We start from the raw sequence: 20,110 nt of genomic DNA, 5'->3' as shown, positions 1-20,110 counted from the left end.
GCGCGGGGTGACACTGGTCCGGTGCCTGAACTCCCCGAGGTCGAGGCGCTCGCCCACCACCTGCGCGAGCACGCCGTCGGACGACGCGTGCACCGGGTGGACGTCGCGTCGTTGCAGGTGTTGAAGACGTTCACGCCGCCCTGGACCGAGCTCCAGGGCCGCGAGGTGACGGGTGCCGGCCGGTTCGGCAAGCACCTCGACCTGGACTGCGGCGGCCTGCACCTGGTGGTGCACCTGGCGCGGGCCGGGTGGCTGCGCTGGTCGGAGCACCTGTCGGCGGCGCCGCCGAAGCCGGGCCGCGGTCCGCTGGCGCTGCGCGTGCACCTCGGTCCGCCCGGCGAGGGGCCGGGGTTCGACCTGACCGAGGCGGGCACGAAGAAGGGCCTGGCCGCGTGGGTGGTGGACGACCCGGCGGACGTCCCGGGGATCGCCCGGCTGGGACCGGACGCGCTGTCGGTGACGCGCACCCAGCTCGAAGACCTGTTCGCCGGGCGCACCGAGCGGCTGAAGACCGCGTTGACCGATCAGACGCTCATGGCGGGCGTCGGCAACGCGTACTCCGACGAGATCATGCACACGGCCAGGCTGTCGCCGTACGCGACGGTGGGGAAGCTGCCGGCGGAGGCGTTGGACCGGCTGCACGAGGCGTTGGTCGGCGTGCTGACGGACGCGGTGGCGCGGTCGGTCGGCCAGTCGGCGGCGACGTTGAAGGGCGAGAAGCGGTCGGGGCTGCGGGTGCACGCGCGGACCGGCCTGCCGTGCCCGGTGTGCGGTGACACGGTCCGCGAGGTGTCGTTCGCGGACAAGGCGTTCCAGTACTGCGCGAAGTGCCAGACCGGTGGCAAGCCGCTCGCCGACCGGCGGATGTCCCGGCTCCTCAAGTAGAACCACACGGACGTGTGGGTTGGTCCATTTGCCGACTGGGCGCTCCTCCGTCGGGTAGTTCCCCGGGTGTCCGACCGACTACCTGGAGGAAGCGATGAACCAGCGTCTCGCCGCCGCGCTGATCGGAACCACGATGGGACTGGCCACGTTCGCCGGGTCGACCATCGCCGTCTCGGTCGCCGCGCCGGAGGAGGAACCCCGGCTGAGTCAGGACCAGGTCTCCAAGGTGATCTGCCGGGTGCTGGAGGACCTGGACCTCCTCGACCACCCGGAGCTGAAGGACCTGGTGAAGGAGTTGGGGTGCAAGAAGTCGGGCAAACCGACGAAGACCACCACCAAGACCAAGACCACTTGACCCCGGGTTGCCGCCGACGCGCGTGGGCGTCGCGGCGGTGTGGGTGCGACCCGGGCGATCGGGTCGCACCCACTCTCCGTGATCATGCCCCCCGTTGATCACCCGATCGGGTAAGCAGATCGCCACGGTTGCCGCCAATTCATCGGATGGGCGAGTCTCACTCATCCCAGCCCCTTGCCTCCGGGGCCACCACAGAACAGCATGGACGCCGTGCGGGACCTCCTGACCGAGCGCGCTGTGCTCGGCCTCATCGCGAGCCTGGCCGTCCTCGGCCTCTTCGTGATGCTGTGCCGTGCCCGCCGCGTCAGCACGTCCGTCGAGGACGCCGTGATGGACATGCTGCACCGCATGTCCAAGGCGTCGGCCGACCTGCGCGAAGGCCTGACCGAGGACGCGGCGGACAAGGCCACCCCGCACCTGCGCGAGATGCTGCGGTGCGTCGCGGTCGGCATCACCGACCACGAGGGCACGCTGCTGTCGTGGGACGGCGGCGCGAACGACCACTACGAGTTCCTCCGCTCCTACATCGAGCGGGCCATCGGTGAGGGGCACAAGGAGCACGTCGAGCACCGCAAGCTGGAGTGCGAACTGCCCGGCCCGTGCTCGCTGCACACCGCCGTGATCGTGCCGCTGGTGGTGGAGAACGAGGTCGCCGGCACGCTGATCGTGGTCAGCGGCGTGGCGAACAAGCGGCAGATCCGGATGGCGGAGGAGACCGCGCGGTTCGTCTCCACGCAGCTGGAGCTCGAAGTGCTCCAGAAGTCGCGGCAGGCGTTGGCGCAGGCCGAGGTCCGGGCGCTGCGCGCGCAGATCTCGCCGCACTTCGTCTACAACGCGCTGAACACGATCTCGTCGCTGATCCGCACCGACCCGGCGCACGCGCGGGAGCTGCTGCAGGAGTTCGCCGAGTTCACCCGCTACTCGTTCCGCACCGACGGGTTCTTCACCACGCTGTCGGACGAGCTGAAGAACATCCACCGCTACCTGACCATCGAGCAGGCGCGGTACGGGCCGAGGCTGAACGTGCGGCTGAAGGTCGCGCCCGAGGTGCTGCAGGTCGTGCTGCCGTTCCTGGTGCTCCAGCCGCTGGTGGAGAACGCCGTCCGGCACGGTCTGGCGAAGAAGCCCGGCGGCGGCGAGCTGACGATCATCGCCGAGGACAACGGCGCGGAGGCGCTGATCTCGGTCGAGGACGACGGCGTCGGCATGGACCCGGACCGGCTCTTCGAGGACCTGAAGGACGCGCACCAGACCGGGGCGCACGTCGGCATCGGCAACATCAACCACCGGATGCGCGCGGTGTTCGGCGACGACTACGCGCTGGTCGTGGAGACCGCGCCGGACGCCGGCATGAAGATCATCCTGAAGATCCCCAAGTACCGGCCGGGCGTGCGGACGAACCTGCCCATCGTGCCGCCGCGCCTGGAGGACACCACCGAACAGCCGGTCGTGCGGGCCTGACGGGGTTCTGGCCTGACGGGTTCGAACCTGACGGGTTCAGGCCTGACGGTTCGGGTGCCGGACGATCAGGCCGCCGCGATCGCCAGCACGGTCACCATCATGACCGCGCACACGCTCCACGAGACCCACATCCAGTAGACGTGCATCGAGGTCGGACCGTCGGCGTTCTGCCTGCCCCGGACGTCCCACCACTCGACGTAGCGCTCGAGCCAGCGGATCGGGTTGAACGTCACCCCTGCGATGGTAGCCGTGCCCGCCGGCGCTTCCAGGGCGCACCGGACCGGCGAGCCGACGTAAGGTCGAGGCCATGAGCGTCACGGACAAGATCGCGGCCCGGCTGCCCAGGATCGTGAGCGAGCGGACCGAGCGCGGTCCCGTGGTGGCCGCCGTCCGCCTGCACGGCGTCATCACCCCGACGCCCACGCCGATGGCCCGCAACACCATCAGCATGCAGAACGTGGAGAGCGCGTTGACCCGCGCGTTCGAGCACGACCGGCTGGTCGCCGTCGCGCTGCTGATCAACTCGCCGGGCGGCGCGCCGACCCAGTCGGCCCTGATCGCCGAACGGGTCCGCGAGCTGGCCGGCCGGAAGAAGGTGCCCGTCCTGGCGTTCTGCGAGGACCTGGCGGCCTCCGGCGGCTACTGGCTGGCCTGCGCGGGCGACGAGATCTACGCGCACGGCACGTCCCTGGTCGGCTCGATCGGCGTGGTGAGCGCCGGTTTCGGCCTCAACGGCCTGATCGAGCGTTACGGCGTCGAACGGCGCGTGCACACGGCCGGCGACAACAAGGTCCGCCTCGACCCGTTCAGCCCGGAGAAGCCGGAGGACGTCGAGTGGCTGAAGGGCCTCCAGGCGCAGATGCACGAGCAGTTCGCCGACTGGGTCAAGGAACGCCGCGGCGTGAAGCTCAAGGGCGCCGACGACGAGCTGTTCAACGGCGAGGTGTGGACGGGGGCGAAGGCGCTCGAACTCGGTCTGGTGGACGGCATCGGCACCATGCGCGGCGTGGTGGCCAAGCGCTACCCCGGCGCGGAGATCGCGATCGCCGAGCCGCGCCGACCCCTGCTGGCCCGGCTCGGACTCGCCGGCACGACCACCCGATCGGGCGACTTCCTGCTGGAGGGGTTGGCGGCGCTGGAAGAGCGGGCGCGCTGGTCGCGATTCGGCTTGTGAGGTCACGGCCTCGTGGCCGTCCGGCAACCGGCGTAGACAGCGACCCCGCCGGGTCGGCAAGATGCGCGGCACAGTGAGTACCCCAGTGAGCAGCAACCCAGTGAGCAATCGCGCGGACAGCGCCGGCCTCCTCGTTCTGGCGGTGGACGACGAGGCACCCGGTCTGAGCGAGATCAAGTACCTGCTCGAGAGCAGCCCGCACATTCGACGTGTGCTCACGGCCTTCGACGCGGCCGAGGCACTGCGCATCCTCCGGGGTGACTACGACGTCGAGGTGATGGACCGCACGAGGGCGGGGATGCCGCCGGTCGACGCCGTGTTCGCCGACATCAACATGCCCGGCCTGAGCGGCACGGACCTCGCGCGCGTGCTCGGCGCGTTCCGCGCGCCACCGGCGTTGGTGTTCGTCACGGGGGTCGAGCACTCGGAGGCCGTGGTGGCGTTCGAGGTGGGAGCCTTGGACTTCGTGACCAAGCCGATCAACGAGGACCGGGTGAACAAGGCGATCTCGCGGGTCGTCGAGCGGGTCGCGGCGACACCGGCGGTCACACCGGAGCCCGCCGCGGCGGATCCGCAGGACGACGAGGTGATCCCGGTCGAGCTGGGTGGCACCATCAAGCTCGTGCCCCGGGCCACCGTCCGCTACGTCGAAGCGCAGGGCGACTACGCGCGCCTGCACACCAGCGACGGTTCGAGCCACCTGGTGCGCATCCCGCTGGCGCAGCTGGAAGAGCGGTGGGAGAACGCCGGGTTCGTGCGCATCCACCGCTCGTTCCTGGTGGCGCTGCCGCTGGTGACCGAGCTGCGGATGACGTCGAACGGGTACGCGGTGGTGATCGGCTCCGGTGACGGGGCGAAGGAGCTGCCGGTCAGCCGGCGGCACACGCGTGAGCTGAAGGAGAGGATCGTGCGCCCCCCCAAGAGCAGTTGGGGATGACCAGCCACTCCGGCCCTCCCGGCCAACCGGACCAGCCGCAGCCGGCCGAACGCGATGCCTGGCTGTCGGTGTCGGCGCGCAAGAACCGCCGCCGGCGGGTGGTGCTGGCGGACCCGCGCGGACGCGGTCGGGTGCTGCGCACGATCATCGAGCTGGAGGAGCAGACCAGCGTCGGCGAGAAGCTGATCCGCGACCTGATCCGGCAGCAGCTGCGCACGGGTCTGCTGCTTGGCGGCGGCACGCTGCTGTTCCTGGCGCTGCTGCCGGTGGCGTTCTACCTCCTGCCGTGGCTGTCGGACGTGCAGCTGCTGGGCGTGCGGCTGCCGTGGTTGCTGCTGGGCCTGCTGCCGTTCCCGCTCTGCTACGGCGTCGGCTACGCGTACCGGGGGCTGGCGGAGAGGCATGAGCAGGACTTCGTGAGTTCGGTGGACCGGTGATCCAGACAGGGTGGAGCCTGGTCCTCGTCGGCGTCATGGCGGTCTTGACGTTCCTGTTGGGCTACGTGGGTTCCCGCCGGGCGAACACGACACCGGACTTCCTGGTGGCCCGCCGCGCCGTCCCGGCCACCCGCAACGCCGCCGCGATCTCCGGCGAGTACCTGTCCGCCGCGTCGTTCCTGGGCGTGGCGGGGCTCGTGCTGAAGGACGGCATCGACGCCCTCTGGTACCCGATCGGCTTCACCGCGGGCTACCTGGCGATGATGCTGTTCGTGGCCGCGCCGCTGCGGCGGTCCGGCGCGTACACGCTGCCCGACTTCGCCGAGGCGCGGCTGGGGTCGCTGCGCCTGCGGAAGTTCTGCACGTTCTTCGTGATCTGCATCGGGGTGCTGTACCTGGTGCCGCAGCTGCAGTCGGCCGGGTTGACCTTGAACACGATCACCGGCCTGCCGCCGTGGCTCGGCGTCGTGGTGGTGATCGCGATCGTGGCGGTGAACGTCCTCGGCGGCGGGATGCGCGCGATCACGCTGGTGCAGGCGTTCCAGTACTGGGGCAAGCTCTTCGCCATCGCCGCGCCGACGTTCGTGCTGTTCGTGCTGTTCCTGGGCGGGCCGGGCAACGGCGCGCAGCCGGTGGACTCGTCGGGCGTGCTGCGGTTCCCCGAGGACGCGAAGGTGACGACCGTCGACGAGGTGCGGGTCCGGGTCGACGTGGCGATGGAGCTGTCCGCGACGGGGGTGCTGAACGGGTCGTACGCCGACGGCTCCGTGTACTGGCGGCCCGGCCTGTACGAGGTGGGCGCGCAGACCGAGCTGCGGTTCACCGCGGGCTCGCCGGTGCCGGTGGTGGAGGGCTCGCCGACGTCGAACCACGACTGGCTGCGGCCCCAGACCGACGGGCTGTCCGGGCTGTTCGAGACGTACTCGCTGATCTTCGCCACGTTCCTGGGCACGATGGGGCTGCCGCACATCCTGGTGCGCTTCTACACGAACCCGGACGGGCGGGCGGCGCGGCGCACGGCGTTGCACGTGCTGTACCTGCTGGGGCTGTTCTACCTGTTCCCGACCGTGCTGGGCGTGATCTCCCGGCAGTACCTGCCGCGGCTGCTGGTGACCGGCAAGACGGACACGGCGGTGCTGCTGCTGCCGAGCACGATGCAGCCGAACCTGCTGGGCCAGGTGCTGGGCGCGGTCGTGGCGGCGGGTGCGTTCGCGGCGTTCCTGTCCACGTCGTCCGGTCTCGTCGTGTCGGTGGCCGGTGTGGTGTCCACGGACATCCTGCCGGGCAAGGTGCGCGACTTCCGGTGGGCGACGGTGATCACGGGCGGGTTGGGGATCGCGCTGGCGCTGGCGCTGCCGGGGGCGGACGCGTCGCTGACGGTGGCGATGTCGTTCGCGCTGGCGGCGTCGACGTTCTGCCCGTTGCTGCTGCTGGGCATCTGGTGGCGCGGGCTGACGTGGGTCGGCGCGATGGTCGGGCTGGTGGTCGGCGGCGGGCTGGTGATCGGCGCGCAGGTGGTGACCGTGATCAGCTCCTACACCGGCAAGTGGGCGGCGTCGGTGTTCTCGCAGCCGGCGCTGGTGACGGTGCCGGTGGCGTTCCTGACCATGATCATGATCAGCAAGCTGACCGCGCGCCGGCGGCCGGAGGACGTCAGCCGGATACTGCTGCGGCTGCACGCGCCCGACCCGCTGGGGTTCATGCAGGACCGGGACGTCCAGCGGTTCGGCACGGCGGAGGAGAAGGCCCGCCAGGACGAGAACAAGCGCCGCGACGACTCCGCGTCACCGCCGCTGTCCTGACCGGCCGCCGGGCCCGAGCGGGTGTCCGGTCGTGAGTTCGCTCACAGGTGATCCGGCGTCGACCGCACGGTCCGGACCGCCCGCCCGGCGCTCCGGCGACCTTTCCGCGACGATGACCAGCGGGATACCGTCGGGCCTTCCGTCGAGGTTGCGCGGAGTTCCTATAGGTCTCAATCGGGTGAAGATATACCCACCGATCCGGTTACCGGTGATTCTGATCACCCGAGTGGTTGTTCGTCTCAGCATTCCTACCGCTCATCGCATCACCCGACAGTTGAGCGCAAGTCCACACCAAAGGTCTTTCTCGCGTGAGCCAGGTCTCCCTACGGTGCACCGCGTATCAGGAACGCACCAGGAGGACTTACGTGTCGTTCACACCGTCGTCAAGTACGCGAGGAGGGGACCGTGAGCACCTCTGAGCAGCACACCCCCGATGCCCCGGGCGATCACGTCTGGGTAGATGTGCAGAACAGCCCCGACTTCGTCGAACTGCGTCGGCGGCTGCGGAGCTTCGTCTTCCCCATGGCCGGCCTCTTCCTGGCCTGGTACGTGGCGTACGTGCTCCTGGCCGACTACGCCCACGGCTTCATGTCGACCAAGGTCGTCGGCAACATCAACGTGGGCCTGATCCTCGGCCTGCTCCAGTTCGTGTCGACGTTCGTCATCACGACGCTGTACGTGCGGCACGCGAACAAGAACCTCGACCCTTTGGCGGAGAAGCTCCGCAACGAGCTTGAAGGGGGTCAAGCGTGAACGGCAGCGCCCTGCTCAACATCGGCATCTTCGGCGTCTTCGTCGCGGCAACCCTGGTCGTCGTGATCCGGGCCAGCCGCAACACCAAGACGGCCGCCGACTACCTCGCCGCAGGCCGCGCGTTCACGGGCCCCCAGAACGGCATCGCCATCGCGGGCGACTACCTGTCCGCGGCTTCGTTCCTCGGCATCGCGGGCGCGATCGCGCTGAACGGCTACGACGGCTTCCTGTACTCGATCGGCTTCCTGGTCGCGTGGCTCATCGCGCTGCTGCTGGTCGCCGAACTGCTGCGCAACACCGGCAAGTACACGATGGGCGACGTGCTGAGCTTCCGCATGCGCCAGCGCCCGGTGCGCGCGGCGGCGGCGACGTCGACCATGGCCGTGTCGTTCTTCTACCTGCTGGCGCAGATGGCCGGCGCGGGTGGCCTGGTGGCGCTGCTGCTCGGCATCACCGGCAAGCTCGGCCAGGCGATCGTCATCGCCGTCGTCGGCGCGCTGATGATCGCGTACGTGCTCATCGGCGGCATGAAGGGCACCACCTGGGTGCAGATCATCAAGGCGGTGCTGCTGATCATCGGCGCCGGCGTGATGACGCTCTGGGTGCTGGGCAAGTACGGCATGAACCTCTCCAGCCTGCTCGGCGCGGCTGTGGACAACGCGCCCAAGGCGGGCGAGAAGCTCCTCGGCCCCGGTCTGGCGTACGGCAAGGACGGCACCACCAAGCTGGACTTCCTGTCGCTGGCCCTCGCGCTGGTGCTCGGCACCGCCGGCCTGCCGCACATCCTGATGCGCTTCTACACCGTGCCGACCGCGAAGGAAGCCCGCCGCTCGGTGGTCTGGGCGATCTGGCTGATCGGCCTGTTCTACCTGTTCACGCTGGTCCTGGGCTACGGCGCCGCGGCGCTGGTGGGTGCGGACAAGATCAGCAAGGCACCCGGTGGCCCGAACTCGGCGGCTCCGCTGCTCGCCGAGGCGCTGGGCGGCCCGCTGCTGCTGGGCCTGATCGCGGCGGTCGCGTTCGCCACGATCCTCGCCGTGGTGGCCGGTCTGACGATCACCGCTTCGGCGTCGTTCGCGCACGACATCTACGCCAACATCATCAAGAAGGGTGAGGCGGAGGACAAGGACGCCGAGGTCAAGGTGGCGCGGCGGACCGCGATCGTGATCGGCATCGTGTCGATCCTCGGCGGTATCGCGGCCAACGGCCAGAACATCGCGTTCCTGGTGGCCCTCGCGTTCGCGGTGGCGGCGTCGGCGAACCTGCCGACCATCCTGTACTCGCTGTTCTGGAAGCGGTTCAACACGTCCGGCGCGCTGTGGAGCATCTACGGCGGCCTCGCGGTGACGATCACGCTGATCGTCCTGTCGCCCGCCGTGTCCGGCACCCCGAAGTCGATGTTCAAGGACGTCGACTTCTCGCTGTTCCCGTTGTCCAACCCGGGCATCGTGTCGATCCCGGTGGCGTTCCTGCTGGGTTACATCGGCACCGTGCTGTCGAAGGAAGACGACAAGGAGAAGTACGCGGAGATGGAGGTGCGGGCGCTCACGGGCGTCGGCGCCGAGAAGGCGTCCGTCCACTAGGCGCTTCCTCCGCTGGAGACCACGCCGGCCGTCATCCCTTCGGGGGAGGGCGGCCGGCGTGCTTCCTTATCCCCGGTTTATCACCCGCATGGCAGCATGGACCCGTGACCGTTCCCAGCGTTGAAGTGTCCGAGGTGCCGGCCGAGCTGCCGGTGGGCAAGGTCCTGCTCGACGTGCGCGAAGCCGACGAGTGGGTGGCCGGCCACGCTCCGGGCGCCCTGCACATCCCGATGAGCGAGCTGGCCGGCCGGCTGGGCGACCTGCCGGGCGACAGCGAGTTCTACGTGGTGTGCCGCGCCGGCGGCCGTTCCGCGCGGGTCACCCAGTACCTGAACGCCAACGGCTGGGACGCGACGAACGTCGACGGCGGCATGCAGGTGTGGGCCGTCACCGGTCGTCCGCTGGTCGGTGAAGTCGACGGCGCGGAGCCCGAGGTCATCTGACATGGCGCTGCGACCGATGCGCGTGGACTGGGTGGCGAGCCCGCCACCCGGCGCCTACACGCAGCGTCGCCTCGGCGCGCCCCACCGCCGCTACACGGGGCCGCCGTCCTACCCGGTGCCACCGCGCTGGGGTTTCCCGCTGCTCGCGTGGCGCTGGCCGACGTCCGTGGCGACGGACGACGACCGGCCCGTCGACACCATCGACCAGGCCCAACGCGTGGCGCGCACGGCGTCCCACGCGCTGGGGCTGGCCGCGTTGACGGCGCTGTGGGCGGCGGGCAGTGAGATCTGGCGTTACGTGCTGTTGCTGCTCAGCCGCTTCGGGACGCTGTCCGCGACGACCGTGGGCGTGTCGGACGCGATGGTCGTGTCGTCGTCGGTGGTGACGTTCGTGGCCTGCGGGATGGGCCTGGTGTTCACCCTGCTGTGGCTGCGCCGGGCGCGGAACGCGGCGGCGACCGAGGCCGGCTACCGACCGTCGAGGTCGGACCGGGAGGTGCTGATCAGCCTCGTCGTGCCCGGCGTGAACCTGGTCGTGCCCGGTGCGGTGCTGGCCGAGCTGGAGCACGCGGCACTGCGCCTACCTGCGGAGACCCGCCCCAGGCCGTCCAAGGTCGTGCGCTGGTGGTGGGGCCTGTGGGTGGCGATGGGCCTGTTCTTCGCGTTCACGGTGATCTGGTCGTTCCGCTCCGGCGTGCAGGCACTGGCGGACGGCGTCCTCTTCCACGCCGTCGCCGACCTCCTGGCCGCCGCGGTCGCGATCGCGACCGCCGTCGTGGTCCGCCACATCACCGCGCTGCTGCTCCCGGTGGACGCCGCCGCCATCCGCCGCCTGCGCGTGGTGGACGTCAAGGACGCCCCGACCCCCACCCTCCGCGCCACCCGCCCCTCGGGCTCCCCCCGCTAACCAGAGAGTCCTACGTTCAGAACCCGTGAGTCCTACGTTCAGAACCACCGAGTTGAACGCTCAGGACCCCCGAGTTCAACGCTCAGAACGCGCGCGCAGGAAGTCCTCCCACGTCCGCGTGCCCACGTCGGCGCCGTCGAGCGACAGGTTCTCGCCGGCCCGGTAAGCGCGACCGGCCTTCCCTGGCATCCGGACCGGCACCATCAGCCGACGCCTGCCCCGCGCCTCCAGGTACCCGCGCACCAGGTCACCCAGCCCGTACACCTCGGGCCCGGCCAGGTCCGGCACCAGCCCGGCCGGCTCACCGAGCGCCAACGCCACCAGCCGGTCCGCCACGTCCCGCGCGTCGACCGGCTGGAACCTGAGCCCACCGGGCACCGGCACCACCGGCGACTTCGCCAGCTTCGCCACCACCGTCAGCACCAGGTCGTGGAACTGGGCGGCACGCAGCGTCGTCCACGGCAGCCCTGACCCCGCAACCGCCCGCTCCGCGTCGGCCTTGGCGCCGAACCACCCCAGCGGCACGCGGTCCGCCCCGATCACCGAGATGTACACGAGGTGCCGCACACCACCGGCGTCCGACGCCGCGCGCACCAGGTTCGCGGTCGCCTCGGCGTCACCCTTCGGCCCGCCGGCGAGGTGGACGACGATCTCGGCGCCGTCGACGGCAGCGTCGAGGCCTTCGCCCTTCACCAGGTCACCGACCACGTAGTCGACGCCGTCCACCGGCTCGTGCGGCTGCCGGCTGAGCAGCCGCACCGTCCCGCCGGCCGCCGCCAGCAGGGGCGTGACGAGCCGCCCGAGTGTGCCCGTGCCACCGGTGACCAGGATGGGTGTCATTGTTCCTCCGAACGGGTCGAGGTCGGTTTTCGTGGACCTGCTGCCATGACCCGCCGCGAGGAAGGAATGTGACACGGTGGACGACCGCGATCGGCCGGCCGAGCGTTTCGAGGAGCACCGGCCCCGGCTGCGCGCGGTGGCCTACCGGATGCTCGGATCGGTGGCCGAGGCCGACGACGCCGTCCAAGACGCCTGGCTCCGACTCGCCCGCACCGACGTGACCAGCGTGAACAACCTCGGCGCATGGCTGACGACCGTCGTCGCGCGCCTCTGCCTGAACGTCCTCCGCGCACGCGAGCAGCGACGTGAGGACTCGTTCGAGGTCCACGTGCCGGACCCGGTCGTCAGCTACGACGACGGCAGCGACCCCGAGCACGAGGCGGTGCTGGCCGACGAGGTCGGGTTGGCGCTGCTGGTAGTCCTCGACACCCTCGCACCCGCCGAACGGCTCGCGTTCGTGCTCCACGACATGTTCGCCGTCCCGTTCGAGGAGATCGCCACGCTGCTCGAACGCTCACCGGCCGCGACCCGGCAACTGGCGAGCCGGGCACGTCGCCGGGTGCAGGACCGAGCCCCCGTCCCCGACGCCGACCGCGCCCTCCGGCGCGAAGTCGTGAACGCCTTCTTCGCCGCCGCACGGGACGGTGACTTCGGCGCACTGGTCGCCGTGCTCGACCCGGCCGTCGTGCTCCGCTCCGACGCCGGCATCGGCTCGCGCCACACCGTGGTCGTCACCGGCGCCGACTCCGTGGCCGGCCAGGCCGTCACGTTCGGCAAGCTCTACGAGTTCGCCCGGCCGGCGCTCGTCAACGGTGCAGCCGGAGTGGTCGTCGTGGCCAACGGTCGACCGCTGTCGATCATGGGGTTCACCGTCGCGGGCGGGAGGATCGTCGCCATCGACGTCCTGGCCGATGCCGAACGCCTCCACCAGCTCCTCGTACTCCCAGACCAGCGCTAGCGGGATGCGCCTGCTGTACAGGCCCAGGGCGGATTCGGCGGACGAGTGCCGGCCGATCAGGGTCTTGCCGGTGTCGGGGTTGCGTCGGTAGATGACGGCGTGCGTCGCATCCTCCTCGACGATCTCCATGCCCCAGGCGAAGCTCCGGGTCGGGTCGGTCGGGTCGACGAGGCTGAACAGGTTCGCTTCCACGGGCCGACTGTCCCGCCGGGAGATCCACCGGATGCGGTGAAGCGCGGCGGGAATCCCGCTCCGGCGCGTTCCGGCGGATCATGCTGCCCTGTGCCCACTCCGCCACCGTTCCGCCGTCGTCGGTTGGGGAAGAAGCTCGCCCGGATGCGGGCCAAGGCCAGGATGACCCTCGACGAGGCGGCGAAGGCGCTCTACCGGACCAAGTCCACGCTCCACCGGCTGGAGAAGGGCGAGACGCTGCTGGACGTCCACCTCGCCAAGTCGATGATGGACCTCTACGACCAGTACGACGCCGAGCTGGTCGACCAGGCGCTGCGGGCGCGCGAGCCCGGCTGGTGGACCACTTTCGGCATCGAGAACCAGGGCTACATCGACGTCGAGACCGAGGCCACCGACGTCCGAGAGCTCGCATTGCTCGTCATCCCCGGCCTGCTCCAGACGACCGGGTACATGCGCGCGCTGTTCGAGGCGCACCGCCTGCCGCGCACCAAGCGATGGCTGGAGAACGACATCCGCGTCCGGCAGATCCGGCAGAGGCGGCTGGCTGATCCGGACAACCCGCTGCACCTGCACGCGATCATCGACGAAGCAGCCCTGCGCAAGGTCGTCGGCGGGCCGGAGGTCATGCGAGAGCAGCGGCGGCACCTGCGGGAGATGGCGGAACGGCCCAACGTGACGATCCGGGTGCTGGCCGACGAACGCGGGGCTCACGCGAGCGTCGTCGGTGGCTTCACCCTGCTCGGATTCGAGGACGGCGAGTCGCCGGTGCTCTTCATCGAGCACATGGCGGGGGCGGTGCACATCGAGGAAGAGCAGGGGCTCCGTGAAGCTAGACTCGTGTTCGAGCACCTGACTTCCCAAGCCCTGAGCCCGGAGGAGTCGATTGCGCTGATGGAACGGGTCCTGGCCGAGTGAAAGAGGCGATGGCTGTGTCCACTGTGGACCTCTCCGCCGCCGTGTGGCGGAAGAGCAGCCGCAGTGGTGGGGCCAGCAACACCAACTGCGTCGAAGTCGCGTTCGCCGGGTCTGCGGTGGCCGTTCGGGACTCCAAGAACCCGGGTGCCGCGACGCTCGCGTTCCCCGCTGTTCAGTGGTCGTTCTTCCTCCGGCGGTTGGGCGACTGACGACCCTCGTGCCACCGTGACCTCATGCGGGCACTTGCAGTGGCGTTGACCCTGATCGCGCTGATCCCGGGCGTGGCGGGCGCGGAGACAGGCCGGAAGTTCGACCTCCAAGCCCATCGCGGTGGGATCGGGCTGACGGTCGAGAGCACGTTGGCGGCGTTCGGGAAGGCCCTCGAACTGGGCGTCACGACCCTCGAACTGGACGTCCAGATCACCAAGGACGGCCACGAGGTGGTCACGCACGACCGCAAGACGAACCCCGCCAAGTGCATCGACACGGCACCGGCGACGCCCGGCGACCCGGCGTTCCCCTACGCGGGCAAGTACGTGAAGGACCTGACCTTCGACCAGGTCCGCACCCTGGACTGCGGTTCACGCCGCTGGGACCGGCACCCGGGCCAGGAGCTGTCACCGGGCGCGAAGATGCCGACCCTGGCCGAGGTGTTCGCCCTGGCCCGCGACCACCGCGCGTTCACCGTCAAGTTCAACATCGAGACCAAGGTCGAAGCCGCCGCGCCGCACGAGACCGCACCGCGCGAGCAGTTCGTGGACGTCACCGCCCGCGAGATCCGCAAGTCCGGCTTCTACCGCAACGTCACCGTCCAGTCCTTCGACTGGGGCACCCTGATGCTGTGGCGCCGGGCCGAGCCGCGCATCCCGCTGGTCGCCCTCACCCAGCCCGAGTTCCTCCGCCCCGGCTCACCGTGGACGGGCGGCCTCGAGCTGGCGGACTTCGGCGGCAGCGTGGTCAAGGCCGTGAAGAGCTTCGGCGCGTCCGCCCTCTCCCCGGTCCACGGCAACCCGCAGGGCGGTGCGGTCGGTGACCCGGACTACGTCCCGTTCACCACGGCAGCCCTGGTGGACGAGGCGCACGCGCACGGCCTGAAGGTCGTCCCGTGGACCGTCAACGACGTGCCCACCATGCACAAGCTGATCGACGACGGCGTGGACGGCATCATCACCGACTACCCGGACCGCCTCCGCGCCGTGATGGCCGAGCGGGGTCTCAAGCTCCCGAAGAAGTACCCGTTCAAGGGGTAGTCGACGCTCAGCCAGTGCTGGTCAGCGCTGGTCAGCGCGGGTCAGTGCTGGTGAGCGGCAGGTCGTGCAGGCCCCGGATGACGAACTCGGCCTTGCGCCGGGGCTCGGCGGCCAGTTCGGCGCCCGGCAGCTTGCGGGCCAGGGACGCCAGGGCCGCCTGGACCTCGATCCGGGCCAGCGGTGCGCCGAGGCAGTAGTGGATGCCCATGCCGAAGCCCAGGTGCGGGTTGGTCTTGCGGCCGACGTCGAAGGTGTCCGGAGCGGTGAAGACCGCCGGGTCGCGGGCTGCCGAGCCGAGCAGCGCGGCGATCTTCTGGCCGGGGACCAGCTCGTAGCCGGCGATGGTGACGGGCTCGGTGGCGGTCCGCTCGAACAGCTGCAACGGCGAGTCGTACCGGATCAGCTCCTCCACCGCCGTGGGCAGCAGGGTGTGGTCGTCCACCAGGCGACGCCACTCGGACGGGTGATTCATCAGCGCCCGCACGCCGTTGCCGATGACGTTCACGGTCGCCTCGTGGCCGGCCATCAGCAGCAGCACCGCCGTCGCCACCAGCTCGTCCTCGGTCAGCTTCGCGCCGTCCGTGTCCGTCACCGCGACCAGGTCGGACACCATGTCGTCACCGGGCGACCTGCGCCGCAACGCCACCAGTTCCCGCAGGTACGCGACGAACTCGGTCGACGCCCTCTCGGCCGCCGCGCGCTTGTCCTCGGCCAGCCCGTACTCGTACATCTTCACGATCGCGTTCGACCACGGCTGGAGCAGCGGCCGGTCCGACGTCGGCACGCCCAGCAGCTCGGCGATCACCTCGACCGGCAGCGGCGACGCCACGTGGGTCAGCAGGTCCGCCCGCCCCTCGGACCTGATCTCCGCCACCAGCCCGTCCACCAGCCGGTCCGCCAGGTCCGCGATCCACGGCCGCAGCCGCTCCACGTGACCGCGCCCGAACGCGGCGGCGACGAGCCGGCGCAGCCTGCCGTGGGTGGGCGGCTCGTTCTCCAGCAGCGAGTTGCGGTGCAGCAGGTTGAACGCGGTGAACTGCTCGACGGGCTTCGCGTCGGTCCAGATCCGGCCCAGCGACCGGTGCCTGAGCACGGCCGACGCCGCCGCGTGCGAGACCGCCATCGGGACGTGCATCTGCTCGTGCCAGTGCACCTCGCCTTGGGCGCGCATCGCGGCGAACGCGGGGTAGGGGTCCGCGATGAACGCCACGTCGTGCTGGTCGAAAGAGGCCACGTTGACGGACGGTAGGTCTTTCGCGCGCGATTCGTCCATCGGGATGTGGTTGTTCTTTCAAACATTCAGGGAGCTGTGACGTGCGGTAGTCGAAGTTGACCTGATCGGTACTCCACCAGGAGCATCCGGAGTCGTGTCGCCTGAAGTCGTCGCCCACCGCGGTGCGTCCACCCGCCGCCCCGAGCACACCCTCGCCGCGTACGAACTGGCCCTGAGGGAGGGCGCGGACGGGCTGGAGTGCGACGTGCGGCTCACCAAGGACGGTCACCTCGTGTGCGTGCACGACCGCACCATCGACCGCACCAGCAGCGGGTCCGGCGTGGTCAGCGAGCTGACGCTGGACGAGCTGCGCCGGTACGACTTCGGCAGCTGGCACGGCGGCGAACCGGCCGAGGTGCTGACCCTGGACGCGCTGCTCGGGCTGGCGTCCGACCACGGCACCCGCGTGTTCATCGAGACCAAGCACCCCGTCCGGTACCGGGGAGAGGTGGAGCGCGCGCTCGCCGAGCAGCTGGGCGGACACCGGGTGGACGCGGTGATGATGTCGTTCTCGGTGTTCGCCGTGCACCGGTTCAAGCAGCTCCGCCCCGACGTGCCGACCGTCCTGCTCTACGACCGGCTGTGGCCCCGGACGCGGCCCCGGTTCGCGGACTACGCCGGACCGGGCGTCCAGCTGCTCAGACGTCACCCTGACCGGGGACAGGGCGTCTACACGTGGACGGCGGACGATCCGGCGGACGTGGCGCTGTGCCGCGAGCGCGGCGTCCGGTTCCTCGCCACCAACAACCCGGGCGCAACGCGTGCGCACCTTGCGGCTAACTTGACGCCCGACCAGCCCTGAGGACCGAGGAGGCGCGCGGTGGCGAAGCGGACAGCCGTGAAGAACAATCCGGCGGACGGCGTCAACCCGCGGCAGCCGTGCCCGTGCGGCTCCGGCAAGCGCTACAAGGCGTGCCACGGCGGGGCCGGCGGCGGCGCGGACGTGATCGTGTCGCGGCCGTTCGAGGGCCTGGCCGCCGAGGCCGAGCTGATCGCGCTGCGCGAGTTCGTGCCCTCGGCCACCGTGAAGCTGCCGCTCAAGGAAGGCGCGCGCGAGATCGTGCTCGCCACCGTGCTGCCGATGGCGGCGGCCGGCCTGGTCCGCGCGGACGGCACCGCGTTCGTCGGCCTCCAGGTGCAGACCCGCTCCGGCGACCTCAGCCGCGACCTGGCCCGCGCCGTGCAGTGGGCGCTGACCGCCGAGACCGGTGACGCGCTCGCGGTCGTCGGCCCGGACGACGGCGCGAACCCCGGCCGGCTCCAGGACCTGCTCGACCCCGAGGCCACGTTGAGCCCCGAGCTGCACCCCGACTTCGCGTGGTGGCTGCCGCCGGACAACGAGCCCACCGGCGACGTCGCCCTGTCCCTGGAACGCGCCAACGCCGCCATCCTGCCCACCGAGCGCCTCGACGCACCCGGTGTCCAGGCGGCCTACTGGGTCGACGCGGGCGACAAGGCGCACCTGCGCTGGGTCCGCCCCGAGCCCGAGGAGACGCTGCTCGCGGCCCTCGCGCGGCTGTCCGTGCGCGGTGAACTGGACCTCGGCGAGGGCTCCCGGTACGCGGGCTCGTTCCGCGCGCACGGCCTGCTCGTGCCGGTGTGGGACCTGGACCGCGAGCTGCACTCCAGCGAGTGGGCACCGGGCGCGGAGGCGTTGGGCAAGCGTTTGCAGGATGCCCTGACCAGCCTCGACACCGAACCGCTCACCGAGCCGGAACGGCGTTCGCGCGACGGTCTGCGCGGGCGGCAGATCACTCTGCGTTGATGGCGCCGCGCCGACCTGTCCACAGGTATCCCCAGCTTTGTCCACAGGCTGCTGTGGACAACCAGGAGGCGGCGTGATCCTGCGGATCAGCCTCAAAGCCGACTGGACCCGTGCCCGCGAGGACGGCGCGATCCCGCTCGACCCGGACGGGTTCGTGCACTGCTCGGACCCGGGCACCGTGCACCTGCCCGCGAACCGGCTGTACCCGGGCCGGCACGACCTCGTGCTGCTGGTCGTCGACCCGGAGGGCCTGCCGGTGCTGTGGGAGCCGGGTGAGACCGAGGACGGCCCGTGGTTCCCGCACGTCTACGGGCCGATCCCGGCGGACGCGGTGGTGGCCGTGCACGAGTTCACGCCCGACTCGGACGGCGCCTTCCGCCCGTTGCCCGTGCTGTGACCTGATTCGTGACCTCCGGGTGACAACCGGGAGCCCCCTTCGCGCGTGAACGTCCTGACGGCGGTCGGGAGGTCGCCGGGAGGGGGCGACGAGGTGACGGCGGTCCTGCCGGTCGAGTGGGTGGACGTGGACGTCCGGGCGGATTTCGGCGAGTTCGTGCGGATGTCGCTGCCCACCCTGCTGCGGTACGGCCACGCGTTGACCGGCAACCCGCACGACGCCGCCGACCTGGTGCAGACCGTGCTGGAGAAGCTGGGCGCGCGGTGGGCCGCGGTGCTGCGCAAAGGCGTCGAACCGCTCGCGTACGCGCGCCGGTCGATGGCGAACGCGCACGTCAGCCGGTGGCGCAGGCATCGTCGGGAGCGGCTGGTCGCCGAGTTCCCGGACGCCATCGGCGAGTCGGGGATCGACCGGCTGGAGCACGAGCCGCTGTGGCAGGCCCTGCGCGACCTCCCGCCCCGACAGCGCGCGGTGGTGGTGCTGCGGTTCTACGAGGGGCTGTCGGAGCTGGAGATCGCGGCCACCCTCGGCATCTCGCCGGGCACCGTCAAGAGCCAGAACAGCCGGGCGATGGCGACGTTGCGCAAGAAGCTGGGGGAGGGGTGACGGCGGTGGACCTGGACGACCGGTTGCGCGAGCTGTTCGCCGACGGACGCCTCGACCTGCCCGCCCACCCGGACGCGGCGGAGGTGATCGTGACGGGGGCGCGCCGGCGGCGGCGGGCGCGGACCGCGGTGGCCACGGCGTTCTCGTTGACGGTGCTGGTCGCGGTCGGTGTGGCGGTGAGCGCGACCGGGCGGCTGGTCGGCGAACCGGCGACGCCCGCGCGGTCCACGGTGGTGGAGACGGTGAGGGTGACCGTGCCGCCGTCGAAACCGGTGGAACCGGGCGCGTACGGCGGTCTGGCGCTGGGGATGACCCGCGAGGAACTGCGGGACGCGCAGACCGTCCTCTACCCCGTGCGGATGGACGCGTGCGAGTTCTACTCGACCGGGGCCGTGACCGGTGAGGCCGTCGTGGTGTCCCCGCGTGACGGGGTCGTGCGGATCACGCTGCCGCCGTTGGGGGTGACACCGTCCGGTGTGGGCGTGGGGTCGTCCGCGGACGAGGTGCTGGGCCGCTACCCGACGGCGGTGCGGGAGCGGCACGACCTGCTGACCGTCCGGATGCCCGGCACACCCGCCTGGCGGTACGTGTTCCCGCTGGACGCCGCCGGGCAGGTGGCGGTCGTGCGGCTGGAGTCGACCGGGCACGACTGCGACCCGGGGGACTGGTGAAACCCGTCGTCATGGCGCTGCTCGCGCTCGTGCTGACCGCGTGCGACCCGGCACCGCCGCCGGCCCTGCCGCCCGTCACGATCACCGTCAGCCAGACGGTCGAGGTGGACGACACCCCGGTGCTCGACGCGCGCGGGATCGGTCGGGTGCGGCTGGGCATGACGTCGGCCGAGCTCCAGGCCACGGGGGAGGTCGGCGGACCGGTCGGCGGGCCGGAGTTCTCGTGCGTCGTGTACGCGTTGAAGGCCGTGAGGGGCTGGGTCGGCGTCGAGGGCGGTGTCGCGGTGGACCTGCGGGTCGAATCAAGTGCCCGCACGACGGAGGGCCTGCGCATCGGCGACTCGCGGGCGCGGATGCACGAGCTGTACCCCCGGGTGGAGCAGTTCCCGCACGGTTTCGACCAGTCCTTGGACGCCGGCGAGCGTTACCGGTTCTTCTTCATGGACGCGGGCAACACCCTCACGGGTATCGGGTTGAGCCCGCCCGACCGGAGCTGCCTGAACTGA

24 protein-coding genes are annotated in these 20,110 nt (G+C 70.8%); 21 read left to right on the top strand and 3 right to left on the bottom strand.

The window, feature by feature from the left end; translation table 11 throughout:
- Nucleotides 1–21: 21 nt before the first annotated feature.
- The 3 genes from OQ02_RS00720 (at nucleotide 22) to OQ02_RS00710 (ending at nucleotide 2,701) form a co-directional block, all read left to right on the top strand.
- Nucleotides 22–885 carry a DNA-formamidopyrimidine glycosylase family protein gene (locus tag OQ02_RS00720; protein WP_033436219.1) on the top strand — a complete coding sequence of 288 codons (864 nt, stop codon included), beginning with the start codon at nucleotides 22–24 and terminating at the stop codon, nucleotides 883–885.
- 94 nt (nucleotides 886–979) lie between these two features.
- Nucleotides 980–1,240 carry a hypothetical protein gene (locus OQ02_RS00715; protein WP_033436218.1) on the top strand — a complete coding sequence of 87 codons (261 nt, stop codon included), beginning with the start codon at nucleotides 980–982 and terminating at the stop codon, nucleotides 1,238–1,240.
- A gap of 201 nt (nucleotides 1,241–1,441) precedes the next feature.
- Complete coding sequence (locus OQ02_RS00710; RefSeq protein ID WP_051771443.1) at nucleotides 1,442–2,701, top strand: sensor histidine kinase; 1,260 nt, start codon at nucleotides 1,442–1,444, stop codon at nucleotides 2,699–2,701.
- Between the two features lie 65 nt (nucleotides 2,702–2,766).
- Here OQ02_RS00710 and OQ02_RS44640 read toward each other — a convergent pair whose 3' ends face one another.
- Nucleotides 2,767–2,934: a hypothetical protein gene (locus tag OQ02_RS44640; protein WP_197043184.1), complete on the bottom strand. Its 168-nt coding sequence runs from the start codon at nucleotides 2,932–2,934 to the stop codon at nucleotides 2,767–2,769.
- 74 nt (nucleotides 2,935–3,008) lie between these two features.
- Here OQ02_RS44640 and OQ02_RS00705 point away from each other — a divergent pair, with 74 nt between their 5' ends.
- The 8 genes from OQ02_RS00705 (at nucleotide 3,009) to OQ02_RS00670 (ending at nucleotide 10,737) form a co-directional block, all read left to right on the top strand.
- Nucleotides 3,009–3,875: a S49 family peptidase gene (locus OQ02_RS00705; protein ID WP_033436217.1), complete on the top strand. Its 867-nt coding sequence runs from the start codon at nucleotides 3,009–3,011 to the stop codon at nucleotides 3,873–3,875.
- Between the two features lie 61 nt (nucleotides 3,876–3,936).
- A complete protein-coding gene (locus tag OQ02_RS00700) occupies nucleotides 3,937–4,812 on the top strand; it encodes a LytR/AlgR family response regulator transcription factor (protein WP_081915311.1) in 876 nt (291 codons plus the stop codon).
- Nucleotides 4,809–5,249 carry a hypothetical protein gene (locus OQ02_RS00695; RefSeq protein ID WP_081915310.1) on the top strand — a complete coding sequence of 147 codons (441 nt, stop codon included), beginning with the start codon at nucleotides 4,809–4,811 and terminating at the stop codon, nucleotides 5,247–5,249. Before OQ02_RS00700 ends, OQ02_RS00695 begins: the two co-directional genes overlap by 4 nt.
- 35 nt (nucleotides 5,250–5,284) lie before the next feature.
- Nucleotides 5,285–7,051: a sodium/solute symporter gene (locus tag OQ02_RS00690; protein ID WP_051771731.1), complete on the top strand. Its 1,767-nt coding sequence runs from the start codon at nucleotides 5,285–5,287 to the stop codon at nucleotides 7,049–7,051.
- Nucleotides 7,052–7,456: 405 nt separating this feature from the next.
- Nucleotides 7,457–7,804: a DUF485 domain-containing protein gene (locus tag OQ02_RS00685; protein ID WP_033436215.1), complete on the top strand. Its 348-nt coding sequence runs from the start codon at nucleotides 7,457–7,459 to the stop codon at nucleotides 7,802–7,804.
- Nucleotides 7,801–9,387: a solute symporter family protein gene (locus OQ02_RS00680; protein WP_033436214.1), complete on the top strand. Its 1,587-nt coding sequence runs from the start codon at nucleotides 7,801–7,803 to the stop codon at nucleotides 9,385–9,387. Before OQ02_RS00685 ends, OQ02_RS00680 begins: the two co-directional genes overlap by 4 nt.
- Before the next feature lie 104 nt (nucleotides 9,388–9,491).
- A complete protein-coding gene (locus OQ02_RS00675) occupies nucleotides 9,492–9,830 on the top strand; it encodes a rhodanese-like domain-containing protein (RefSeq protein ID WP_033436213.1) in 339 nt (112 codons plus the stop codon).
- 1 nt (nucleotide 9,831) lies between these two features.
- On the top strand, nucleotides 9,832–10,737 hold the full coding sequence (locus tag OQ02_RS00670; RefSeq protein WP_033436212.1) for a DUF4328 domain-containing protein: 906 nt from the start codon (nucleotides 9,832–9,834) through the stop codon (nucleotides 10,735–10,737).
- Between the two features lie 75 nt (nucleotides 10,738–10,812).
- Here the strand turns inward: OQ02_RS00670 and OQ02_RS00665 are convergent, their stop codons facing one another.
- Nucleotides 10,813–11,577 carry an SDR family oxidoreductase gene (locus OQ02_RS00665; RefSeq protein ID WP_033436211.1) on the bottom strand — a complete coding sequence of 255 codons (765 nt, stop codon included), beginning with the start codon at nucleotides 11,575–11,577 and terminating at the stop codon, nucleotides 10,813–10,815.
- A 76-nt stretch (nucleotides 11,578–11,653) separates the two neighbouring features.
- On the opposite strand from OQ02_RS00665, the gene OQ02_RS00660 reads away from it, so the two are divergent.
- From OQ02_RS00660 to OQ02_RS00645, 4 genes are all read left to right on the top strand, one after another.
- Complete coding sequence (locus tag OQ02_RS00660; RefSeq protein WP_033436210.1) at nucleotides 11,654–12,535, top strand: sigma-70 family RNA polymerase sigma factor; 882 nt, start codon at nucleotides 11,654–11,656, stop codon at nucleotides 12,533–12,535.
- A gap of 282 nt (nucleotides 12,536–12,817) precedes the next feature.
- On the top strand, nucleotides 12,818–13,642 hold the full coding sequence (locus OQ02_RS00655; RefSeq protein ID WP_033436209.1) for a helix-turn-helix domain-containing protein: 825 nt from the start codon (nucleotides 12,818–12,820) through the stop codon (nucleotides 13,640–13,642).
- Nucleotides 13,643–13,650: 8 nt separating this feature from the next.
- Entirely contained in the window at nucleotides 13,651–13,851 is a 201-nt protein-coding gene (locus OQ02_RS00650) for a DUF397 domain-containing protein (RefSeq protein WP_197043183.1), read from the top strand.
- Nucleotides 13,852–13,875: 24 nt separating this feature from the next.
- Complete coding sequence (locus OQ02_RS00645) at nucleotides 13,876–14,892, top strand: glycerophosphodiester phosphodiesterase (protein ID WP_033436208.1); 1,017 nt, start codon at nucleotides 13,876–13,878, stop codon at nucleotides 14,890–14,892.
- 31 nt (nucleotides 14,893–14,923) lie between these two features.
- Here the strand turns inward: OQ02_RS00645 and OQ02_RS00640 are convergent, their stop codons facing one another.
- Complete coding sequence (locus tag OQ02_RS00640; RefSeq protein WP_051771439.1) at nucleotides 14,924–16,165, bottom strand: cytochrome P450; 1,242 nt, start codon at nucleotides 16,163–16,165, stop codon at nucleotides 14,924–14,926.
- 94 nt (nucleotides 16,166–16,259) lie between these two features.
- Here OQ02_RS00640 and OQ02_RS00635 point away from each other — a divergent pair, with 94 nt between their 5' ends.
- The 6 genes from OQ02_RS00635 to OQ02_RS00610 all read left to right on the top strand — a co-directional run bounded on the left by OQ02_RS00635 (nucleotide 16,260) and on the right by OQ02_RS00610 (nucleotide 20,110).
- On the top strand, nucleotides 16,260–16,967 hold the full coding sequence (locus tag OQ02_RS00635) for a glycerophosphodiester phosphodiesterase family protein (RefSeq protein WP_033436207.1): 708 nt from the start codon (nucleotides 16,260–16,262) through the stop codon (nucleotides 16,965–16,967).
- An 18-nt stretch (nucleotides 16,968–16,985) separates the two neighbouring features.
- The gene (locus tag OQ02_RS00630) at nucleotides 16,986–17,930 is read left to right on the top strand and encodes a DUF5926 family protein (protein ID WP_033436206.1); all 945 of its coding nucleotides are present in this window, start codon (nucleotides 16,986–16,988) and stop codon (nucleotides 17,928–17,930) included.
- 73 nt (nucleotides 17,931–18,003) lie between these two features.
- Nucleotides 18,004–18,327, top strand: a complete 324-nt coding sequence (locus tag OQ02_RS00625) for a DUF952 domain-containing protein (protein ID WP_033436205.1) — start codon at nucleotides 18,004–18,006, stop codon at nucleotides 18,325–18,327.
- A 93-nt stretch (nucleotides 18,328–18,420) separates the two neighbouring features.
- Nucleotides 18,421–18,933 (top strand): SigE family RNA polymerase sigma factor, encoded by a 513-nt coding sequence (locus tag OQ02_RS00620; protein ID WP_063746998.1) that lies wholly within the window; start codon nucleotides 18,421–18,423, stop codon nucleotides 18,931–18,933.
- Nucleotides 18,930–19,604 carry a hypothetical protein gene (locus tag OQ02_RS00615; RefSeq protein ID WP_033436204.1) on the top strand — a complete coding sequence of 225 codons (675 nt, stop codon included), beginning with the start codon at nucleotides 18,930–18,932 and terminating at the stop codon, nucleotides 19,602–19,604. The genes OQ02_RS00620 and OQ02_RS00615 overlap by 4 nt, the downstream gene beginning before the upstream one ends.
- Nucleotides 19,601–20,110 (top strand): hypothetical protein, encoded by a 510-nt coding sequence (locus tag OQ02_RS00610; RefSeq protein ID WP_033436203.1) that lies wholly within the window; start codon nucleotides 19,601–19,603, stop codon nucleotides 20,108–20,110. The genes OQ02_RS00615 and OQ02_RS00610 overlap by 4 nt, the downstream gene beginning before the upstream one ends.

The sequence above is a fragment of the Saccharothrix sp. NRRL B-16314 genome, assembly GCF_000716595.1.
In the GTDB taxonomy this organism is placed as follows: domain Bacteria; phylum Actinomycetota; class Actinomycetes; order Mycobacteriales; family Pseudonocardiaceae; genus Actinosynnema.
This window is presented reverse-complemented; position numbering and strand designations above follow the sequence as displayed.